Origin of the sequence: Streptomyces typhae, assembly GCF_009755605.1 — a bacterium.
Taxonomy (GTDB): Bacteria; Actinomycetota; Actinomycetes; order Streptomycetales; family Streptomycetaceae; genus Streptomyces; species Streptomyces typhae.
Genome location: NZ_WPNZ01000022.1, coordinates 88,570 through 108,968, shown reverse-complemented (window position 1 = coordinate 108,968; position 20,399 = coordinate 88,570). Strand labels below are relative to the sequence as shown.

Here is a 20,399-nt window from a genome sequence, read left to right as displayed (position 1 = left end):
AGTTCGGAGTTCCCGTGCAGACAACGTTCTGGAGCCGCCGCCGCTTCGTGGGCGCCCTGGTGGCCGTCGCGGCCGCCGCGGCCGCACCCGCATACGTCGCGCCACCCGCCCGTGCCACGGGCGGTGGCCCGCTCCTCGATCCGCTCGTGCTGCCGGACACGGAGCGGGCCAAGGCCGTCAGAGCCTGGATGCTCGGCGGCAGAGCCACCAAGGCCGCCGCCGCGCACGCACTGACCGGAAGCGACGCGGACGTCGCCCACTTCCTTTCCGAGATCCTGCCCAAGGTGACCGCGGAGGACAATCGCGTCGCCGTCTTCACCTACCTGGCAGCCGCGGGAAAGGGGATGCGCAGAGAGGCCGTCACCGCTCTCGAGGGCGGCGACACCGCCATCGCCGCCTTTGTCCGGCAAGGGTACGAACCCGCCGTCACGGAGGACCTCCGGGTCGCCGCGTCCGCCGTCGTCCACCACGGCGGCCGGGCGGTCAGGAGGGACGGCACCGCGGCCCTGGACGCCGGCACGCGCGAGGCCTTGGAGAACTACCTCACCGACGGCCAGTACACCTCCCGCCTCGAGGACATGCGGGTGGAGATCGCCGCGAGCCTGGCCACCGCGGGACCCGAGGTCAAGAAGTACGCGGAACGCGCGCTCACGGGCTCCGCGGACGACGTTCAGTGGTACCTCGACACCGGCCAGCACCTCGCCCGCGCCCGTGACCAGGAGCGCTCCAGCATCGAGGAGCTCGTCGCGGTGGTGGAGCGTGAGGGGCGGCTCGCGCAGGAGGAGACCGACCTCGCCGTGGAGGCGTCGGAGCGGGCCAAGAGCTTCGCCGTCAAGGCCAAGGAGAACGCGGAGACGGCCGCGGCGGAAGCGGAACGGGGGAAGGAGGACGGGCTGAAGTCCGCGGCTGCCGCGCGCAAGGCCGCCGACGCGGCCGCCGGGGCGGCGGACGCCTCACGGGCGGCGATCCGTGCCTCGAACACCGCCGTCCAAGCGTCACGGCGGGCCTCCGTGGCCGCCTCGGCCGCCGCACAGGCCGCCGCGGCCGCGGGCAACGCGGCCACCCGTGCCTATCACTTCGCGATCTCCGCGTCGAAGGACGCCTCCCAGGCGAACGCGGCGAAGGACGCCGCGGTCTCGGCCCGGAACGCGGCGGCGCAGGCGCAATCGGCGGCCACGGCGGCCGACCACGCCGCGGTCGCCTCGGAGCAGGCCGCCGGAGCCGGGGCCTCCGCGGCCTCCGCCGCCCGCAACGCCGCTGCCGCCGCCCAGTCCGCCGCGCAGGCCGCCGCGGCCGCGGGCAGGGCCCAGCGCGAAGCCGCCGAAGCCAAGCGCCAGGCCGGCATCGCCTCGACCGCGGCCGACCAGGCCGTCGACGCCGCAGCCAGGGCCCAGACCCTCGCCCGCACCGCCGCGTCCGCCGCCCGCACCGCCCGCGACGCCGCGAACTCCGCCGCGGCGCACGCCCTCAAGGCGGCGGACGCCGCCGACGAGGCCGTCAGGAACGCCGGCCAAGCACTCGACTACGCGAACAAGTCGACCGCCCACGCCGCCGCGGCACTGCGGGCGGCCGACACCGCGACCAAAGCCGTCGAGGACGCCCTTGAGGTGGAGAAGAAAGCACGCGAGGCGGAGTGGGCGAACCTGGAGGAGGACAGGAAACAGGGGGTGGAGGAGGCCAGGGAGCTCGCCCGGACAGAGGACGCCGAGCGTGCCGCGTATCGCGACAAGCGCACGCAGGCGGAGCAGATGACGCAGGCCCTCAAGGACCTCATCAGCCGTGCTGAACAGGCACTCCGCAGCGGTGACCTCGCCCTGGCCGGCAGGCTCGGCCGTGAAGCCGCCCTGGGGCTCCTGGACGCGCCTGGCTCCTGGACCCGGGAGGCGGCCCAGTTCGCGCTGTCGGGTGCGGACGACGACGTCCACTCCTGGCTCGACCTCGACCGGCTTCTCGCCCAGGGGCAGGACGACCGGGAGAACGCCCTGTTCGTCGCCCGGGTGTCCGAACCCTCCGTCGCGGCCGCGGCCCGCGAGGCGCTGGCGAGCGGCGCCGCGGAAGCCGTCGCCGACTTCCACACCTCGGGCAGGATCAAGGCGGCGGCCGCCGACAACCGGGTCAGGATATTCCGCGTTCTGAACAGCGAACCCGGCAAGGCGGTGACGGCCGCGGCGACGAAGGCCCTCGACGCGGGTACTCCGGAGGCCCTGCACCGTTTCTTCGAGAACGATCTCGACGCCGCCGTCCGCGAGGACGACGCAGTCGCCACCTCGAAGATCATCGCTGCCTCGGGTCCCTACTCCCGGGCGTACGGCGAGGTCGCCATGGCGGGTCCCACCTGGATGCGCAGGCGATTCGTCGAATCCGTGCAGTACCGTGCGGCCCAGCTCGACTCCGATTCCGCCTGCCACGCCGCCTCCATCCGCGCTGCGATCCTGGCAGCCGCGCGGATCGCTCAGGAAGCCCAGCGCGACGCGGCCCACGCGTCGAGGGCCGCGGCGGAAGCACGCCAGGCCGCCGCGGAGGCGGCACAGTGGGCGGAGTCCGCGCGCGGGGCGGCGCAGAAGGCCGAGGGGTACGCCACGCAGGCGCGGAGCAGCGCCGACGCGGCGGACAAGGCGGCCACCGACGCCAAGGCGTCGGCCGATCGGGCCAAGAGCGCCGCCGCGACCGCGCGGGGCGCCGCCCGTACCGCGAACTACGCGGCCAACCGGGCCATCGACTCCGCGCGCAGCGCCATCACTTCGTCGAACAGCGCACGCGCCTCAGCCGCCCGGGCCCGCCAGTCGGCGATCGCGGCGGGACAGGACGCGAAGACGGCCGCGGCCGCGGCCAGCGATGCCCGTCGCATCGCCACGGACAAGCGGCAGGCCGAGGTGGCGGAGGCCGCGCGGGCCGCGGCCGAGGAAGCCCGCAGGAACCAGGAGAACAAACACGACCCGGCCGATTCATCCACTCACGACCAGGTCAATCCCAAGGGAAGCGAACCCGGAAAGGAGGACTGGTGGTCGGACGCGGGCTGGTGGGCCAACGCGTTCGGAATCATCAGTATCGCGACCGGGGTCCTCTCCGCCGGATTCCTGGGAGCCAGTTACATTCCTTTCCTGGCGCCCGTGGCCGCGCCCATCGCAGGCGCACTCCGCGCTGTCTCCCTCGGTACGGGACTGCTCAGATCCCTGTTCACCGGCATCGAGTACGGCTTCACGAGCAACGAGTTCATCGTCGCCGCCACGATGAACGCTCTCTCCTTGGCCGCGCGAGGACTCGGGAAAGCGGTCAAGGGGGCCAAGCCCGTGATCGACACCGGGAAGTCAGTGGTGAACAAGGTGACGAAACTCGGCGGAGGTCTCGCCTCCCCCGTGCTCAGCGCGTTCTGACAGATCCGGTCACAGCTCCGACACCAGCTGAAGACGAGGAATCACCATGGACAGAAGACGCTTACGCAGAGCAGGACGCTCGCGTCCCACCTGGGCCGCGGCCCTGCTTGCCGTCGTGGTGGCGGCCGGATTTCTCACCGGTCCCAAGACGTCGGCCCTGGCGGGCACCCCCGCCCCGGCCGGCTCCCACGAGTTCGCAGCCAAGATGAACATCGGTGACGGCCTGCGCAGTTGCTCCGGAACCCTGGTGGACCGCTTCTGGGTGCTCACCGCGGCCAGCTGCTTCTCGAGCGATCCCGCGCAGGGGACACCGGTTCCTCCTGGAGCGCCTGCCCACAAGACGACGGCGGTCATCGGCCGCAGCGACCTCACGAGCACGGCCGGGCACGTCGTCGACGTCACGGAACTCGCGCCGCACCCGGACCGCGACCTCCTCATGGCCCGGCTCGCCCAGCCGGTCACCGACATCGAGCCGCTCGCCGTCTCCAGGACGGCGCCGGTCCAGGGCGAAACCCTGCGTGTCGCGGGCTACGGACGCACCAGGACCGACTGGGTGCCGGACCGCCTGCACACCGGCACCTTCGACGTGACCTCGGCCGGGGCGGCGGTCCTCGGTATCGACGGCACCACGCCCGCATCCGCCGTCTGCAAGGGCGACACGGGCGGACCCGCCATCCGGGAGCGCGACGGACGCCAGGAACTGGCGGCCGTCAGCAGCACTTCCTGGCAGGCCGGCTGCCTCGGCAGCGACGAGACCCGTACCGGGGCGACCGCGAGTCGCGTCGACGACGTCGGCCCGTGGATCCAGAAGACGCGGTTCAAGACCGCACAGATCCGCAACAAGCACAGCGACCGCTGCCTGGTGGTGTGGGCGCAGACTCCCGGGAACAACGCCACCGCCGCCCAGTACGACTGCCGCCCGGACTTCGCCGATCAGGTGTGGTCCCTCGAACCGGTGCAGGGCGGCGGCCACCAGATCCGCAACAACTTCAGCAACCGCTGCCTGCTCGTGTCCTGGCGCACCCCGGAGAACGGGGCGCCGGTGACTCAGTACGACTGCGACGCCCAGTACGCCGATCAGGTGTGGTCCCTCGAACCGGTGCAGGGCGGCGGCTACCAGATCCGCAACAAGCACAGCAACCGCTGCCTGTTGGTGTCCTGGCGCACCCCCGAGAACATGGCGCCCGCGGTCCAGTACGACTGCGACGCCCAGTACGCCGACCAGATCTGGATGATCTGACCTCAGCCGGCCCGCTCGCCACTGCCGGCCGCCGTCCGGCCCTTGTCCTCGCGTCCACTCCTTGGGCCTGGCAACCGGAGCCAGGCCCAGGAACTCCTACTCGAAAGGGTACGAAAGGAAGATCAACCGCAGCATATGATTCGGTTTGTTCGAAGGGGTGGGGGGCTTGCCTGTCCGACCCGGGTGACGGCGGCCGGGAGCCGTCACGGCGCGCCCCTCCGGATGAACAGCGTCAAATTTGACGAAAACGGTCTGTTGATAGCAGCCTTCCCTGCTGACCTGCGCACCGAGCGGTCCTGACCTCCTGCGCGCGTGCGCACGTGCCGTGCCGCGCGCCGCGCTCGTGTGCGAATCCCCTTCAGCAAGGACCCCCATGCCGACTTCCCCTGCCGGTACTGTCGTGCCCACCGCCGAGGAGCCCGCCAAGGACGACGACGAGGGCGGCCATACGGCGCCCGCCGCGACTCCCGAGGGGCGTGGACGCACCGACATACCGGTGCTTGCCCTCGGCGGCGGGCTGCTCATCGCGTTCGTCCTGGCCGCGCTCATCGCGCCCACGGCCACGGGTGACGCCGTGAACACCGTCTTCACCTTCGTCGCGCGATGGTTCGGCCCGCTGTGGCAGGTGCTCCTGCTCGCGACGTTCGGCGTCGCGCTGTGGCTGGGCTTCTCCCGGTACGGCAACGTACGGCTCGGGGGCGCCGGACAGCGCCCGGAGTACGGCAGGTTCCAGTGGATCGCCATGATCATGTCGACGCTGCTCGCGGGTGGCGGCGTCTTCTTCGCGGCCGGCGAGCCCGTCCAGCACTACGTCGACACGCCTCCCTTCTACGACGGCGTCGAGAGCGGCACCCAGGAGGCGGCCGACGCGGCGCTGTCCCAGAGCTTCGCGCACTGGGGCTTCCTCGCCTGGGCCGTCCTCGGCACCCTCGCCTCGATCGTGATGATCCGGGGTCAGGAGCGCGGGATGCCGCTGCGCCCGCGGACGCTGCTGTACCCGATCCTCGGGGAGCGCGTCCGGCACTCCCGGCTGGGGGCGGCCGTCGACGTCGTCTGTGTGATCGCCGTGGTGGCAGGAACCGTCGGCCCGATCGGCTTCCTCGGCCTCCAGGTCTCCTACGGCCTCTCCGAGGTGTTCGGCATCTCCGGCGGCTACCCCTTGCAGCTCGGCGTCATCGTCCTGCTGACCGTCGTCGCGGTGCTCTCCGTGGCCAGCGGCGTCGACCGGGGCATCCAGTTCTTCAGCAAGGCCAACATCTGGCTCGCTGTCGCCCTGATGCTCGTCTTCCTGGTCCTCGGCTCCCTGGGCTTCGTGCTCGACTCGTTCCTGGGCGGCTTCGGACAGTACGCGCGGGACTTCGTACCCCTGGCCCTCAACCGCGGCGACCACGCCTGGCTCGGCTCATGGACGGTCTTCTTCTTCGGCTGGTTCCTCGGCTACGGGCCACTGATGTCCATCTTCGTGGCCCGCATCTCCCGGGGCCGAACCCTGCGCGACCTCGTGGTCTCCACCGCGATCATTCCTCCGCTGGCCACCATGTTCTGGTTCACGGTGTTCGGCGGCACCGGCATCTTCCTGGAACAGCGCGATCCCGGCGCGATCTCGGGCCCCCTGAAGTCGGTCGGCATGGACGCCGCCGTCATCTCCATGGCGCAACGGCTGCCGATGGGCGCGGTGGTCGCCGTCGCGCTGCTCCTGCTGACGATCACCTTCGTGGTGACGACCACCGACTCGATGTCGTACAGCATCGCCGCGGCGGGCACGACATCGGGGGAGCCGACGCGCGCGGTGCGGGCCTTCTGGGCCCTGCTGATGGGCACGGCGGCGGCGGTACTGATCGCGGTCGGTGACGGCGGCATCACGGCACTGCAGTCGTTCATCGTGGTCACCGCGGTTCCGGTGGGCTTCATCATGCTGCCGACGCTGTGGACGGCGCCTCGGGTGGCGCGGGAGATGGCCCTGGAACAGGGCGTCGTCGCACCGGACCACCCGGCACCGACGGCCTCGGAACCGACCGCCCCGGCACCGAACCGGTCCCCGGACCAGGCCCCGGCTCAGGCCCCGGCTCAGGACCCCAGGACCTGAACCGACCCGCGCGCCCGCGGCGACCGTCCGGCGCCTGATCCGCCGGCGGGCCGGAGGGGACTCATCGAGCAGACGAGGCCGCCAGCGCCCGCAGGGCCTTCTTGTCGACCTTCCCCATCGGCGTACGCGGCAACTGCGGCACCGGGACGAGGCGGTCGGGGATCTTGTAGATGGCCAGGCCGCGTTCGCGGAGGAACTGCTTGACGGCGGGGGCGCGGACCTCCGCCCCGTTCGGGACGACGAACGCGAAGGTGCGCTCGCCGAGCACGGTGTCCGTCACGCCGATCACGGCCGCGTCCTGGACATCGGGGTGGGTGCGCAGTTGGCGCTCCACCTCCTCCGCCGAGACCTTCTCGCCCGCGCGGTTGATGACGTCCTTGATACGGCCGACGATCATGATGTTGCCGTCGGGGTCGCGCCGGACGAGGTCGCCGGTGCGGAAGAAGCCGTCGGGGGTGAACGAGCGGGCGTTCTCCGCCGGCGCGCGGTAGTACCCGCGGATCGTGTACGGGCCGCGTACCTGCATCTCGCCCGCCTCGCCCGCGGGCACCTCCTCCCCGGACTCGTCGACGACCCGGACCTCGTCCAGGGCGGACATCGGGCGGCCGTCCGTGTGCACGGCCACCTCGTGCGGGTCGTCGAGGCGCGTGTACGTGCACAGTCCCTCGCTGATGCCGTACCAGCGCTGGATCCGGCAGCCCAGGGCGCTGCCCGCGCGGTCGGCGAGCGCCGGGTCGAGCGGGGCGCTGCCGACCTGGATGAGGAGGCGGGACAACTCGCCGGGCGGGCGGCCGGAGTCGGCCCACAGCCGCAGCACCGAGGGCACCAGGGTCGTCGCCGTGACGCCCTCGCGCCTGATCAGCGGGAACACCTCGTCGGGCCGCACGCTCGACGTCAGGACCGCCTTGCCGCCCAGGAGCAGGGTGCCGATCACCCCGGGGCAGGCCAGTGCGGCCTGGTGCGCCACGGGGTTGACCGCGAGATAGACGCCGTCCCGGTCCACCTCCATCGCCTCGGCCGTGATCCGCATGACGTACGCGTAGTCGTCGTGGGTCCGCGGGATCAGCTTCGGCAGCCCGGTGGTGCCTCCGGAGAGCAGGAACAGCGACGGCTCGGACGGGTCCACGACGGGCAGCGCGACCCCCTCGGCATCCAGTGACTCCAGCGCCGTGAACTCCTGTGCCTCGCCGCTGACGAGGACGCGCGGCGCCCCGGGCAGCTCGCGGGCGATCGTGCGGAAGTCGAAGCCGCCGAACTGGTCCTTCACCGCGTAGGCGACCGCACCGGAGTGGGCGTACAGATGCTCGATCTCCGCCCTGCGGTGTCCGGGCAGTGCAAGCACCGGCACCGCGCCGGCCCGCAGCAGGGCGAGGAACAGGACGACGAACTCGGGGACGTTGGGCAGGTGTACCACCACCCGGTCCAGCGGTCGGATGCCCAGACCGATCAGGCCGCCCGCGAGACGATCCGCGCGCAGGGCCAGCTCCTCGTACGTCATGCTGCGGTCGTCGCACACCACGGCCACGCGCCCGGCGTTGCGCACACACGACTCGTGCAGCAGGTCTCCGAGCGGCCGGCCGCGCCAGGTCCCCGTACGGCGCAGTTCCGCCGCGAGGTCTTCGGGCCAGGGCACACATCCGTCGAGCATGATCACGTTCCCTTCCAGGGGCCGTCGGGGGGGGCTGGGCCGGGGGAGCGGTGCGGGGGCCCGCGGGGACGCGCCCCCAGCCTCCACCGGCATGGTCATCTCCGCGGCCCCGCGCGCCCTCGATCTCTTGCCGACATCTGTCGCGTACACCGCGAATCCGCAGCGAAGGGAAAACATGGAGGCGGATGAACCGACGGCCGACGAGAGTGACCAGAGAGGCAGGCGGGCTGATGAGCCGGATACGGGAACGTGGCTGGGTGCGGTCGCTGACCGACGTCGACCGTCCCGGTGTCCGGGTGGTGTGCTTCCCGCACTCCGGGGGCTCGGCCATCGCCTTCGGCGCGTGGTCCGCCGCGGTGCCGCACGGCGCGGCGCTGATGGCCGTCCAGTACCCGGGCCGCGGCGATCGCTTCGCGGAGCCGCCCGTCGACGACGTGGCGGCGATGGCCGGGTGCGCGTCGGCGGAACTGCTGCGGCTGCCGCCGGGCGACCGGATCCTGTTCGGGCACAGCCTGGGCGCGCTGGTCGCGTACGAGACCGCCCTGCTGCTGCGGGACGCCGGTGAGGAACCCCTCGCGCTCTGCGTGTCCGCGGCGCTGCCGCCCGGACAGATGCGGGACCGGGACATCCACCGGGCGCCCGACGACGAGTTCTGGTCCAAGCTGTGCGCACTCGGCGGTATCGAACCCGGCGTCGCCGACCACGCCGAACTGCGCGAACTCCTGCTGCCGACGCTCCGCTCGGACCTGCGGGCGCACGCGACCTACGAACCCCGCCCCGGTGCACGCCCGCTGTCCTGCCCGGTGCGCTGCTACCACGGCGCGGGCGACCCGCTGGTCGAGGAGGAGCGGCTGGCGGGCTGGGCCGGCGTCACCTCCGGCGGGTTCGGCCTGACCGTGCGGCCGGGCGGGCACTTCCACGTGGCGACCGGCACCGCGGAACTCGTCGCTGACGTCCTGGCCCAGGGCGGGAAGTGAGGCAGCCGTGACCACCATCGCCGTGATCCCCGGTGACGGCATCGGCCCCGAGGTGACCGCTCCGGCGCTCGACGTCCTGGACGCCCTCGGACTCGACGCGCGGACGGACGTCCTCGGGCACGTCAATGCCGATACCTATCTGCGCACCGGACAGGCCCTGTCCGAGGCCGACCTCGACCGGATCAGACCGTGCCGGGCGACGCTCCTCGGCGCGGTCGGCGACCCCCGGCTCGGCGACACCGCCTATGTGCGCTCCATCCTGACCACCCTGCGCCTGGAACTCGACCTCTACGTCAACTACCGCCCCGTCAAGCTCTGGCACGACCGGCTCAGCCCGCTGCGCGAACCCTCGCGCCGTGCCGTCGACTGCGTGATCGTCAGGGAGAACACCGAGGGCCTCTACAGCGGCGTCGGCGGCAGCACGCGCACCGGCACCGACCACGAGATCGCCATGGACGTCGACCTGAGCACCCATCAGGGAGTGGCGCGCGTCCTGGACTTCGCCTTCTCCGTGGCCCGCACCTCGGTGTGCCTGGTCGACAAGGCCAACGCCGTCCGCAACGGCGGGCAGCTGTGGCAGCGCTGCTGGCGCGCGGCCCAGGACCGCCACCCGCACGTCGCCACCTCGCACCTGTACGTGGACGCCGCGGCGATGCGCCTCGCCACCGACCCGACCGCGTTCGACGTCATCGTCACCAACAACTCCTACGGCGACATCCTCAGCGACCTCACGGCCGCGCTCGCCGGCGGCATCGGCGTGGCCGCGTCGGCGAACCTCAACCCCACCACCGGACAAGGCCTCTTCGAGCCCGTGCACGGCAGTGCCCCGGACATCGCGGGAGCCGGCACCGCCAACCCCCTCGCCGCCATCCTCTCCGTGGCCCTGCTCGCCGAACACCTGGGCCGCGCCGACCAGGCGGAGAGGGTCCGCGGGGCCGTCGCCGCGGCCGTGGCACGCGGACACGTCACCCCCGACCTCGGCGGGTCCCTGGGCACCAAGGAGGCGGGCGCCGCCGTCCTGGCGGAGCTGGCGCGGGCGTAGGCGCGCACGACGGACGACTGCGAGAGCGCACACGGCGGACGACCGTCAGAGCGCACACCACGGACGACTGGAAGAACGGACGAGGGGCGGGGATGCCATGCACGCGGACGACACGGGGCACGCGTACGACACGGGCCGCACGGACGGGGACCCGGGGATCGTCATCGTCGGGGCCGGTCTGGTGGGCGCGGTCACGGCGCTGTACCTCGCCCCACGCTTCGGGCCCGTCACCCTCCTGGAGAAGCGGGCGGACCCGAGGCGGGTGACCGGCGGGCAGGGCCGCTCCCTCACCGTGATGCTGTCGGCGCGCGGCTGGCGCGTCCTCGCGGACCTGGGCGTCGCGGACGCGGTGCGCGAGATCTGCGTACCTCTGCACGGCCGCTGCGGGCACCTGGCCGGCCGGGCCCACGTCACCCCCTACAGCAGGGACCGGCAGCCGATCTGGTCGGTGGAGCGCGAACGGCTGCACCGCATCCTCCTCGACGCCGCCGAGGCCCTGCCCGGCGTCCGCGTCCGCTTCGAGCAGCGGGTGCACTCCGTGGACCTGGACGACCCCGCGGTCCTCGTGGAGGACCGGCAGGGACGGCACCGGATCGGCTGCCGCAGGATCCTCGGCTGCGACGGCGCGCACTCCGCCGCACGGGCCGCCCTGGAGGCACGCGGCGCCCGCGCCGAGCTGCGCAAGCTCGAACTGGCCTACCAGGAGATCGACGTGCCCGGCGGCTGGCTCGACCGGGCGACCATGCACTACTGGCCCACCGGGGACGCCATGTTCGCCGCGTTCCCGATGCCGTCGGGGGAGTTCTCCGGCTCCCTGTTCATGCGCCTCGAAGGACCGGCCCCCTCCTACGCCGCGGCGGCCGGGGGCCGGGACCTGTTCGACATGTTCGCCGCCCACTTCCCCGAACCGACCGCGGCCATCCCCGACATCGCCGGGCAGCTCGCCACGAAGGCCGTCTCGACCCTCTCCGTCGTCCGCTGCGACCGCTGGGTCTGGCAGGACACCTTCGCGCTGCTCGGCGACTCCTGCCACGCGATGGCGCCCTTCATGGGGCACGGCATGAACTGCGGTTTCGAGGACGCGCGGATCCTCGTCGACTGCCTCGACGCGGCCTCGGACTGGACGGCGGGCCTCGCCGCGTACGAGAAGTCGCGCACCGAGGACGCCGACGCCATCTCCCACCTCTCCTACCGGCACTACTTCACGATGGCCAACCCGCCACGCGAGGAGACCGCCGCCGACGTGCTGCGCGGACGGCTCCTCGACCTCTTCCCCGACCGGTTCGTGCCGCTGTACGAGAGCTGCGCCTTCACCGAGGAGAGCTACGCCTCGGTGCTGCGCGACGACCAGCGCCTGGACCGGCTCGTGGCGGAACTGCTCGACCGCCACGGCCGAGAGCTGGCCGCGGCGCCCGACGACGGGCTGCGCGCCCGCGTGTCCCCCCTCATCACCGACACAGTCAGCCTGGAGGACTCCGGATGTTCGTGATCCTGTTCAAGTCGCGCCTCTCCGAGCACGCGGGTGCGGACTACTACGCCACCGAGGACCGGATGCGGGAGCGCGTCCGCGAGATCGCCGGGACCGACCTGGTGGAGGTCAAGCACTACACCGGCGAGGACGGCGACCGCCTCGCGGTGGTGATGTGGGAGAACGCCGGGACGCTGGAGGAGTGGCGGACGGATCCCGAGCACCAAGTGGCGCAGAAGCTCGGTCGTGACCGGTGGTATTCGGCCTACGAACTGACCGTCGCCGAGGTGGTGCGGACCAGCTCCCACGAGACGGGGCCGGTGGCCGCGGAGGCCGGGGAGCCGGACGGGAAGCCGAGGTGAACCCCCGTCGGACCGCCGCGTTCCAAGGCGGCGGCGGACCGTCGGGGGATCCCGCCGCCGAGTGACATGGGCGGTGATGCGAGGGATACCGGACAGGGTCCGGCTCCGCTCGATATGGCGGGGATGCGCGGGGTGGTGGCCAATTCCGGTTCCATGTCTGGCCAACATCTTTCACCCCGGATCGGAGTGCACATGCCCAAGACAAAATTCGGCACGGCGAGTGGCCGTTGACCTGGAAGCACGCTTGCTGGGGGGAAACCTGCATGGGTTGTACCGGCATCACATCCGCGCAAGAAGCCATGTGGCTCGCGCAGGAGCTCGCTCCGTCCGCACCGAACAACGTGGTGACCCTGTGGGACATCGACGGGGACCTGGACACCGGCCTGCTCGCCGCCGCCCTGGAGGCGGCCGTGGCGGAGGCCGGGGCGCTGACGGTGAACTTCCGCAGGGACGGCGACGTGCTGCGGACGAGCACCCGGGACGCCGGGACGTGGGAGCCCTTTCACCTCGACGTCACCGGCGCCGCCGACCCCGGTGACGCGGCCCGCGCCGTCGTCGCCGACCTGGTGGGCCGCCCGTTCGACCTGGCCGGGGACGCCCTCTGGCGGATCGGCTCGATCCGCGTCGGCCGGGACCGCCATCTGCTCGTCCTCGTGTTCCACCACATCCTCACCGACGCCTTCGGCGTCATCACCCTGCTGTCGCAGCGGATCGCCGGGATCTACCGCGCCCTGCACGCGGGCGCGCCCGTGCCGGAGGGCGCCCCGAACCCGCCGGGCGACGCGGCCGGACAGGACGCCGCCTACCGGACGTCGGCGCGGTACGCCGGTGCCGAGCGGTTCTGGCGCGACTATCTCGCCGGTGAACCCACCGCCGCCAGGCTGCCCGCCGGGGTCCGCCCGCCCGCCGGAACGCCCGCGCCTGCGCCCGGCCACTGGGACGGACTCACCGCGTGCCAGGGCATGGCCACCCGTACGGCGACGGTGCCCGCGGCGGAGTTCACCGCCTGGACCCGCGCCGCCGACACGGCGGGCACCACGGTGTCCGACCTGATCGCGGCCGCCGCCACCGCGTTCCTGCGCCATCTGTGCGGCCTGCCCGAGCCGCTCCTCACCATCACCGTCAACCACCGCGTCGGCGCCCTGCGGCGCTCCCTCGGCCTGCTCTCGAACCGCGTGCCGCTGCGCCCGCGCGTGGACCCCGCGGCCGACTTCGCGGCCCTCGCCGAGTCGCTGGCGCAGGAGCGGCGCCGTGTCCTGCGGCACGCCCGGCACGACGTCTCCCTGATCCGGCGGGCCATCGGCCGCACGGCCGAGACACGCGACCCCTTCGGCGCCGTCGTCAACGTCATCCCCTTCGTCGAGGCGCTCGACTTCGCCGGCGCCACCGCCCGCTTCGCCGGCGGCACCTTCGGCGTGGTCGACGAGGTCATGGTCTGCGTCTACACCGACGGCCGCGACGACAGCGACCTGTACGTCCGCTTCGACGCGCCGCGCGCCGACTACGACGACCAGGACGTCGCCGGTCTCACCGACCGGTTCGTGACGTTCCTGCGCACGGCCCTCGCCGACCCGCGCACCCCGGTCGGGGAGGTGTCCGCGCTCGGCGCCGCCGAACGCCGCGCGCTGCTCACCGACTGCGCGGGACCCGCCGTGGAGCTGCCGCCCGCGACCCTGACCGACCTGCTCGACCGCCAGGCCGAGGCCACCCCGGACGCCGTCGCGGTGTCCTTCGAGGACACCCGCCTCACCTACCGCGAACTCGCCGAGCGGTCCGGGCGCCTGGCCCGCCTCCTCGCCGGGCGCGGCGCGGGACCCGAGCGGTTCGTCGCGGTCGCCCTGCCCCGCTCCCCGGACCTGGTCGTCGCCCTGGTCGCGGTGCTCAAGGCCGGTGCCGCCCACGTCCCCGTCGACCCCGACTACCCGGCGGCCCGCGTCGCCCTCATGCTCGCCGACGCCGCCCCGGCGCTCCTGGTGACGGACAAGGACACCGCGGACCGGCTGCCGCCCACGGACGTCCCCGTGGTCACGGTCGACGACGCCCCGCTCACCGAAGGGCACGCCCCGCTCGCCCCGCCCGCCGAGGGGCCCGCCCCGCGCGTCGCGCACCGCCCCGAGCACCCCGCGTACATGATCTACACCTCGGGGTCGACGGGCAGGCCCAAGGGTGTCGTCGTCACCCACGCCGCGATCGTCAACCGGCTGCTGTGGATGCAGGACCAGTACCGGCTCGACGGCTCCGACCGGGTGCTCCAGAAGACCTCCGCCTCGTTCGACGTGTCCGTCTGGGAGTTCTTCTGGCCGCTCGTCACCGGCGCCACCCTGGAAGTCGCCCGACCCGACGGGCACCGCGACCCCGCCTACCTCGCCGAGCTGATCCGGCGCACCGGCGTCACGACGGCGCACTTCGTCCCGTCCATGCTGGCGGAGTTCACCACCGAGGAGAACGCCGCCGCCCGCACCGCCCTGCGCCGCGTCGTGTGCAGCGGCGAGGCACTCCCGGCCGACCTGGCCGCCCGCTTCCACGAAACGTTCGGTGTGCCGCTGCACAACCTGTACGGGCCGACCGAGGCGGCCGTGGACGTCACCGCCTGGCAGTACCGGCCGGGGGCGCGCACCGTCCCGATCGGCACACCGGTCTGGAACACCGCCCTGTACGTCCTCGACGAGGGGCTCCGGCCGCTGCCGCCGGGCGTTTTCGGCGACCTGTACATCGCGGGCGTCCAACTCGCCCGCGGCTACCACCGGCGGCCGGACCTGACCGCGGAACGGTTCGTGGCCTGCCCGTACGGCCCACCGGGGCAGCGCATGTACCGGACCGGCGACGTGGCGCGCTGGAACGCCGACGGCCAGCTGGAGTTCGCGGGCCGCGCCGACCACCAGGTGAAGATCCGCGGCTTCCGCGTCGAACCCCAGGAGATCGAGGCCGCCCTCGCCGACCACCCCGGGGTGCTGCGGGCCGCCGTCGTCGCGAGGACCGGCCGCGGCGCCGACGGGGCCGCGCAGCTCGTCGCGTACGTCGTCCCGGCCACGGCCGCCGCGGGCGGCGACGCGGGCACCGACTGGGACCTGCACGCCGGGCTCGACATCGCCGAGCTGCGCGGCTTCGTCGCGTCCCGGCTGCCCGCCCACCTCGTCCCGGCCGCCTTCGTGCCCCTCGACCGCCTGCCGCTGTCGGCGAACGGCAAACTGGACCGGTCCGCCCTGCCCGAGCCGCAGTTCGCCGCGGGCGTCCACCGGCCGCCGCGCACCGCCGAGGAGCGTCTGCTCGCCGCCGCGTTCGCCGAGGTGCTCGGGATCGGCCGGATCGGCGTCGACGACGACTTCTTCACCCTCGGCGGCGACAGCATCCGGGCCATCCAGGTGGTGGCCCGCGCCCGCGCCGGGCAGCTCGCGTTCACCCCGCGCACCGTCTTCGAGTGCCGCACCGTCGCCGCGCTGGCCCGCGCCGCGACCCGCGACACCGCCCCGGCGGCCCTCGCCGAACTCGACGGCGGCGGCGTCGGCCTGCTCCCGCTGCCCCCGCTGGCACGCCTGTACGCCGAACGCGGCCCCGGCCTCGACCGGCTCGCCCAGTGGCTGGTCCTCGAACTGCCGCCGGCAGCGGACCCCGAGCGCCTCGACGCCGTCCTGCGCGCCGTACTCGACCGGCACGACGTCCTGCGCTCCCAGCTCACGGACGACGGCCTCCTCGTGCTGCCGCCCACCGCCGTGGACACCGGCGCCCTGGTCAAGCACGTCGACTGCCCCGCCCACCTGGACCCCGGGTACTGGGACGGCGAGGCGTGGCAGGAACTGCTGCGCGCCGAGGCCGCCGAGGCCGTGGGGCACATCGACGCCCGGTCGGGCCGCATGCTCGGCCTCGTACGGTTCGAGGCGGCGCCCGGCACTCCGGGGCGGCTCCTTGTCGTGGCCCACCACCTGGTCGTCGACGGCTTGTCCTGGCGGGTGCTGCTCCTCGACCTGGCCACGGCCTGGCAGCAGGCCGAGGACGGCCGGACGCCCGTGCTGCCCGAGGTGGGGACATCCCTGCGGCGCTGGCTGCGGGCGCTGGCCGACGAGGCGGCCCGGCCCGCACGCGCGGCGGAGGTGTCGCTGTGGCGCGACCTGCTCGCCGCACCCGTCGCCCCGGTCGGCTCCCGGCCCCTCGACCCCCGGCGCGACCTCACCGCGACCACCGACACCGTCCGGGTCCAGCTACCCGCCGACCTCACCGCCGCCGTCATGACCTCGGTCCCGGCCGCCTACCGCGCGGGCGCGGACGACGTGCTGCTCACCGCGCTCGTGCTCGCCCTCGCCCACCTGCGGCGGGGCACGACCGACGGCGCCACCGTCGTCCGCCTCGAAGGCCACGGCCGCCAGGACGAGTTGGTGCCGGGCGCGGACCTGTCCCGTACGGTCGGCTGGTTCACCACCGTCACCCCGGTACGCTTCGACATCTCGGGGATCGACGTCGACGCCGCCCTCGCGGGCGGGGACGCCGCCGGAGAGGCGCTCAAGCGGGTCAAGGAGCAGCGGCGCGCACTGCCGGACCAGGGCATCGGCTACACCCTGCTGCGCTGCCTCAACGAGGACACCGCGACGCTGCTGCGCCCCTACCCGGCGGACGAGATCGGCTTCAACTTCCTGGGCCGCTTCTCCTTCCGCCCCGCCGGGCACGCGGCGGCCCAGGGCCCCGAAGCCCCCGGTGGCAGGGGGCGGAACCCGGCGGCCCAGGGCCCCGAAGCCCTCGCCGGTACGGGGCGGAACCCGGCAGGCCAAGGCCCCGAAGCCCCCGCCGGTACGGCGTGGACCCCGGCGCCCGAGTGCGCCGAACTGGTCGCCGCCCCCGCGCCCGACATGCCCGCGCCCAGCGCACTCGAACTGAACTCCCTGGTGACCGGCGACGGCGACGACGCCCGCCTCACCGCCCTCTTCACCTTCGCCACCGGCGTCCTGAACGCCGACGAGGTCCGCGCCCTGGCCGACACCTGGTGCGCGGCCCTGCGCGGCCTGCGCCGCCGGGTCGCGGACGGCGGCCACGGCCTGACCCCGTCCGACGTCCCGATGGTGCGCGTACGCCAGGACGAACTGGACGACTGGCAGCGGCGCTTCGGGCGCGTCGGCGACGTCTGGCCGCTCACCCCGCTCCAGGACGGCCTGCTGTACCACACGATGCTCGCGCACACCGCGTCCGAGGCGTACCAGACGCAGTTCGTGTTCCGCCTCGAAGGGCCGGTGGACGCACCGCGCCTGCGGGCCGCGGGCCAGGCCCTGCTCGACCGGCACCCCAACCTGCGGGCGGCGTTCCTGCCGAGCGCCGGCGGCGAGCCCGTGCAGATCGTCGTGGACGGCGTCGCGCTGCCCTGGCGGCACGTGGACCTCACCGGCGGGCCCGGGGCCGGGGCACGTCTGGAGGCGGTGCTCGCCGAGGAGCGCGAGACCCGCTTCCGGCCCGAGAGCCCGCCCCTGCTGCGCCTCACCCTCGTCACCCTCGGCCCCGGACACGCCGAACTGGCGCTCACCGCGCACCATGTGCTGCTCGACGGCTGGTCGGTGCCGCTGATCGCGTCCGAGCTCATGGACCTGTACGCCGCCGACGGCCGGCCCGCGCGACCGGCCGCCCCGCACGGCTACCGGGACTTCCTGCGCTGGCTCGCGCGGCAGGACCCGGGGGAGTCCAAGCGGGCCTGGTCCGAGGAGCTGGCCGGTGTCGCGGAGCCGACGCTGCTCGCGCCCGCGCCCGCACCCGGCCGCCGGGGCGGACGCGGCAGCGGACAGCTCGACGCGGCGCTGACCGGCGAGGTCGCCACCGGCCTCGCCCGCCGCGCCGCCGAGTGGGGCGTCACCCCCAACACCCTGGTGCAGGGTGCGTGGGCCGTCGTGCTCGCCGAGCTGACGGGCCGTGAGGACGTGCTGTTCGGTGCCACGGTCGCGGGCCGCCCCTCCGGGCTCCCCGGGGTGGACGGCATGATCGGGCTCTTCATCAACACGGTGCCCGTGCGGGTGCGGTGCGGCCCCGGCGACACGGTCCCGGACCTCCTCGGCAGGCTCCAGGAGGCCCAGGCGCGGCTCCTGGACCACCACCATCTGGGGCTCGCCGACATCCAGCGCGCGACCGGCCTGAGCGCCCTGTTCGACACGCTCGTGGTGTTCGAGTCGTTCCCCGTGGACCGGTCCGGACGCGCGGCGGAGGCGAACCTCGGCCCGGTGGTGTCCGGGATCCGCCCCTACGCCCCGCCGCACTACCCGCTCACCGTGATCGCGGCGGCCGACCCGCTGCTGCGGATCTCCTTCCAGTACCGGCGCGACGTCTTCGCGCGCACCGCCGTGGAAGCGGTCGCCGACCGTCTCGTACGGGTCCTGCGCGCGTTCGCCGCCGCACCGGGGACCACCGTCGGCGCGATCGACGTCCTGTCCGACACCGAGCGCGAGCGGGTCCTGAACGGCTGGAACGACACCGCCGTCCCGCCGCCGGAGCGGACCGTGCCCGAGCTGATCGCTGCACAGGCGGCCACCGCGCCGGACGCGGTCTGCGTCGACTTCCACGGGCAGCGGCTGACCTACCGGGAGCTGACGGACCGGGCCGGACGGCTCGCGCACTGGCTGGCCGGGCAGGGCGTGGGCCCCGAGTCGCGGGTCGTGGTGCTGCTGCCCCGCTCGGCCGACCTGGTCGTGGCCCTGCTCGCGGTGTGGCAGGCCGGTGCGGCCTATGTGCCGGTGGACCCCGAGTACCCGGCCGCCCGGGTGCGGGCCGTGGTCGAGGACAGCGAGCCCGTCCTCGTCCTGGACGCGGAGCGCCTGGCCGGGGTGGACCTGACCGCCGCCTCGCCGCACCCCGCCCGCGGACCGCGGGTGCCGGTCGGCGCCGACCACGCCGCGTACGTCATCTACACCTCCGGCTCCACCGGCCGGCCCAAGGGCGTGGTGATCCGGCACGGCTCCCTCACCACCCTGCTCACCGGCATGCAGGATCGATTCTCCCTCTCGCCGGACGACCGGCTCCTCGCCTGCGCCACCGTGGCGTTCGACATCGCCGCCCTGGAACTCTTCCTGCCCCTGCTGTCCGGCGCCCGCGTGATTCTCGCCGCCAAGGACGACCTCACCCGGCCCCAGGCCCTGCTCGACCTCGTCGAACGCTGCGGCGTCACCGTCATGCAGGCCACCCCCGCGCTCTGGCAGAGCCTGGTCACGCACGCGCCCGCCTGCCTGACCGGGCTGCGGGTGATCTCCACGGGGGAGGCCCTGCCGCTGCCGCTCGCCGAGACCCTGTGCAAACACGCCGCCGAGGTCACCAACCTCTACGGCCCCACCGAGACCACCGTCTACGCCACCGCGGCCCGCCTCCTCCCCGGCACCTCCGGCATGCCGCCCGCCGTCGGCGGCCCGGTCCCCGGCACCCGGATTTTGATCCTGAACCGGATGCTGCGCCCGGTGCCGCCCGGCGCCACCGGCGACCTCTGGATCGCCGGGGAAGGCCTGGCCCGCGGCTACCACCACCGCCCCGGGCTCACCGCCGAACGGTTCGTGGCCTGCCCGTTCGGCCCGCCGGGCACACGGATGTACCGCAGCGGGGACCTGGCGCGCTGGACCCCCGACGGCCAGGTGGAGTACCTCGGCCGCTCCGACCACCAGATCAAACTGCGCGGCTTCCGGATCGAACCCGCCGAGATCGAGCACGTCCTCACCCGCCATCCGGCCGTCCGCAGGGCCGTCGTCATCGCCCGCGAGGACCGTCCGGGCGACCACCGCCTGGTGGCGTACGTGGTGCCGGAGTCCGGTGCCAGGCCGCCCGCGCCCGAACTGCTGCGTCAGACCGTCGGGGAGCGCCTCCCGGCCCATATGGTCCCGGCCGCGTTCGTGACGCTCACCGAGCTGCCCCAGACGCCCAACGGCAAGCTGGACCGCTTCGCGCTGCCCCGCCCCGAGGTCGGCGGGGACGGCTACCGGGCGCCCGCGACCCCGCGGGAGACCGCGCTGTGCGCCCTGTTCGCCGAAGTGCTCGGCGCCGAACGCGTCGGCGTCGACGACGACTTCTTCGCCCTCGGCGGACACTCCCTGCTCGCCACCCGGCTCGTGGCCCGGGTGCGCGCGGAACTGGGTGTCGAAATCCTCATGCAGACCCTCTTCACCGCCCCCACCGTGGCCGAACTGGCGGCCCGCTGGCACGAGTTGTCGGCGACGTCCCGCAAGCCGCTGCGCAAGATGACCGAAAGGCCGTGAC

At 73.6% G+C, this 20,399-nt stretch carries 9 protein-coding genes; 8 read left to right on the top strand and 1 reads right to left on the bottom strand.

Going from position 1 to position 20,399, the window contains the following annotated elements:
• Positions 1–14 precede the first annotated feature (14 nt).
• The 3 genes from GPA10_RS31915 (at position 15) to GPA10_RS31905 (ending at position 6,700) form a co-directional block, all read left to right on the top strand.
• Positions 15–3,374, top strand: a complete 3,360-nt coding sequence (locus GPA10_RS31915; RefSeq protein ID WP_343041553.1) for an ALF repeat-containing protein — start codon at positions 15–17, stop codon at positions 3,372–3,374.
• A 46-nt stretch (positions 3,375–3,420) separates the two neighbouring features.
• Complete coding sequence (locus GPA10_RS31910) at positions 3,421–4,614, top strand: trypsin-like serine protease (RefSeq protein ID WP_157168504.1); 1,194 nt, start codon at positions 3,421–3,423, stop codon at positions 4,612–4,614.
• A 373-nt stretch (positions 4,615–4,987) separates the two neighbouring features.
• Complete coding sequence (locus tag GPA10_RS31905; RefSeq protein WP_157168503.1) at positions 4,988–6,700, top strand: BCCT family transporter; 1,713 nt, start codon at positions 4,988–4,990, stop codon at positions 6,698–6,700.
• A 61-nt stretch (positions 6,701–6,761) separates the two neighbouring features.
• Here GPA10_RS31905 and GPA10_RS31900 read toward each other — a convergent pair whose 3' ends face one another.
• The gene (locus tag GPA10_RS31900; protein ID WP_157168502.1) at positions 6,762–8,348 is read right to left on the bottom strand and encodes a (2,3-dihydroxybenzoyl)adenylate synthase; all 1,587 of its coding nucleotides are present in this window, start codon (positions 8,346–8,348) and stop codon (positions 6,762–6,764) included.
• 230 nt (positions 8,349–8,578) lie between these two features.
• Here GPA10_RS31900 and GPA10_RS31895 point away from each other — a divergent pair, with 230 nt between their 5' ends.
• The 5 genes from GPA10_RS31895 (at position 8,579) to GPA10_RS31875 (ending at position 20,398) form a co-directional block, all read left to right on the top strand.
• Positions 8,579–9,325: a thioesterase II family protein gene (locus GPA10_RS31895; RefSeq protein ID WP_157168501.1), complete on the top strand. Its 747-nt coding sequence runs from the start codon at positions 8,579–8,581 to the stop codon at positions 9,323–9,325.
• 7 nt (positions 9,326–9,332) lie between these two features.
• Entirely contained in the window at positions 9,333–10,367 is a 1,035-nt protein-coding gene (locus tag GPA10_RS31890; protein ID WP_343041552.1) for an isocitrate/isopropylmalate dehydrogenase family protein, read from the top strand.
• Between the two features lie 97 nt (positions 10,368–10,464).
• On the top strand, positions 10,465–11,856 hold the full coding sequence (locus GPA10_RS31885) for an FAD-dependent oxidoreductase (protein ID WP_157168500.1): 1,392 nt from the start codon (positions 10,465–10,467) through the stop codon (positions 11,854–11,856).
• Positions 11,847–12,197 (top strand): antibiotic biosynthesis monooxygenase family protein, encoded by a 351-nt coding sequence (locus GPA10_RS31880; protein WP_157168499.1) that lies wholly within the window; start codon positions 11,847–11,849, stop codon positions 12,195–12,197. Before GPA10_RS31885 ends, GPA10_RS31880 begins: the two co-directional genes overlap by 10 nt.
• Before the next feature lie 263 nt (positions 12,198–12,460).
• On the top strand, positions 12,461–20,398 hold the full coding sequence (locus GPA10_RS31875) for a non-ribosomal peptide synthetase (protein ID WP_157168498.1): 7,938 nt from the start codon (positions 12,461–12,463) through the stop codon (positions 20,396–20,398).
• The last annotated feature ends 1 nt before the right edge of the window (position 20,399 follow it).

What these genes read in the sequence shown, in the direction of transcription:
- GPA10_RS31910 (WP_157168504.1), top strand. Translation starts at nt 3,421, where the DNA reads ATGGACAGAAGACGCTTACGCAGAGCAGGACGCTCGCGTCCCACCTGG.
- GPA10_RS31905 (WP_157168503.1), top strand. Translation starts at nt 4,988, where the DNA reads ATGCCGACTTCCCCTGCCGGTACTGTCGTGCCCACCGCCGAGGAGCCC.
- GPA10_RS31900 (WP_157168502.1), bottom strand. Translation starts at nt 8,348, where the DNA reads ATGCTCGACGGATGTGTGCCCTGGCCCGAAGACCTCGCGGCGGAACTG.
- GPA10_RS31895 (WP_157168501.1), top strand. Translation starts at nt 8,579, where the DNA reads ATGAGCCGGATACGGGAACGTGGCTGGGTGCGGTCGCTGACCGACGTC.
- GPA10_RS31885 (WP_157168500.1), top strand. Translation starts at nt 10,465, where the DNA reads ATGCACGCGGACGACACGGGGCACGCGTACGACACGGGCCGCACGGAC.
- GPA10_RS31880 (WP_157168499.1), top strand. Translation starts at nt 11,847, where the DNA reads ATGTTCGTGATCCTGTTCAAGTCGCGCCTCTCCGAGCACGCGGGTGCG.
- GPA10_RS31875 (WP_157168498.1), top strand. Translation starts at nt 12,461, where the DNA reads ATGGGTTGTACCGGCATCACATCCGCGCAAGAAGCCATGTGGCTCGCG.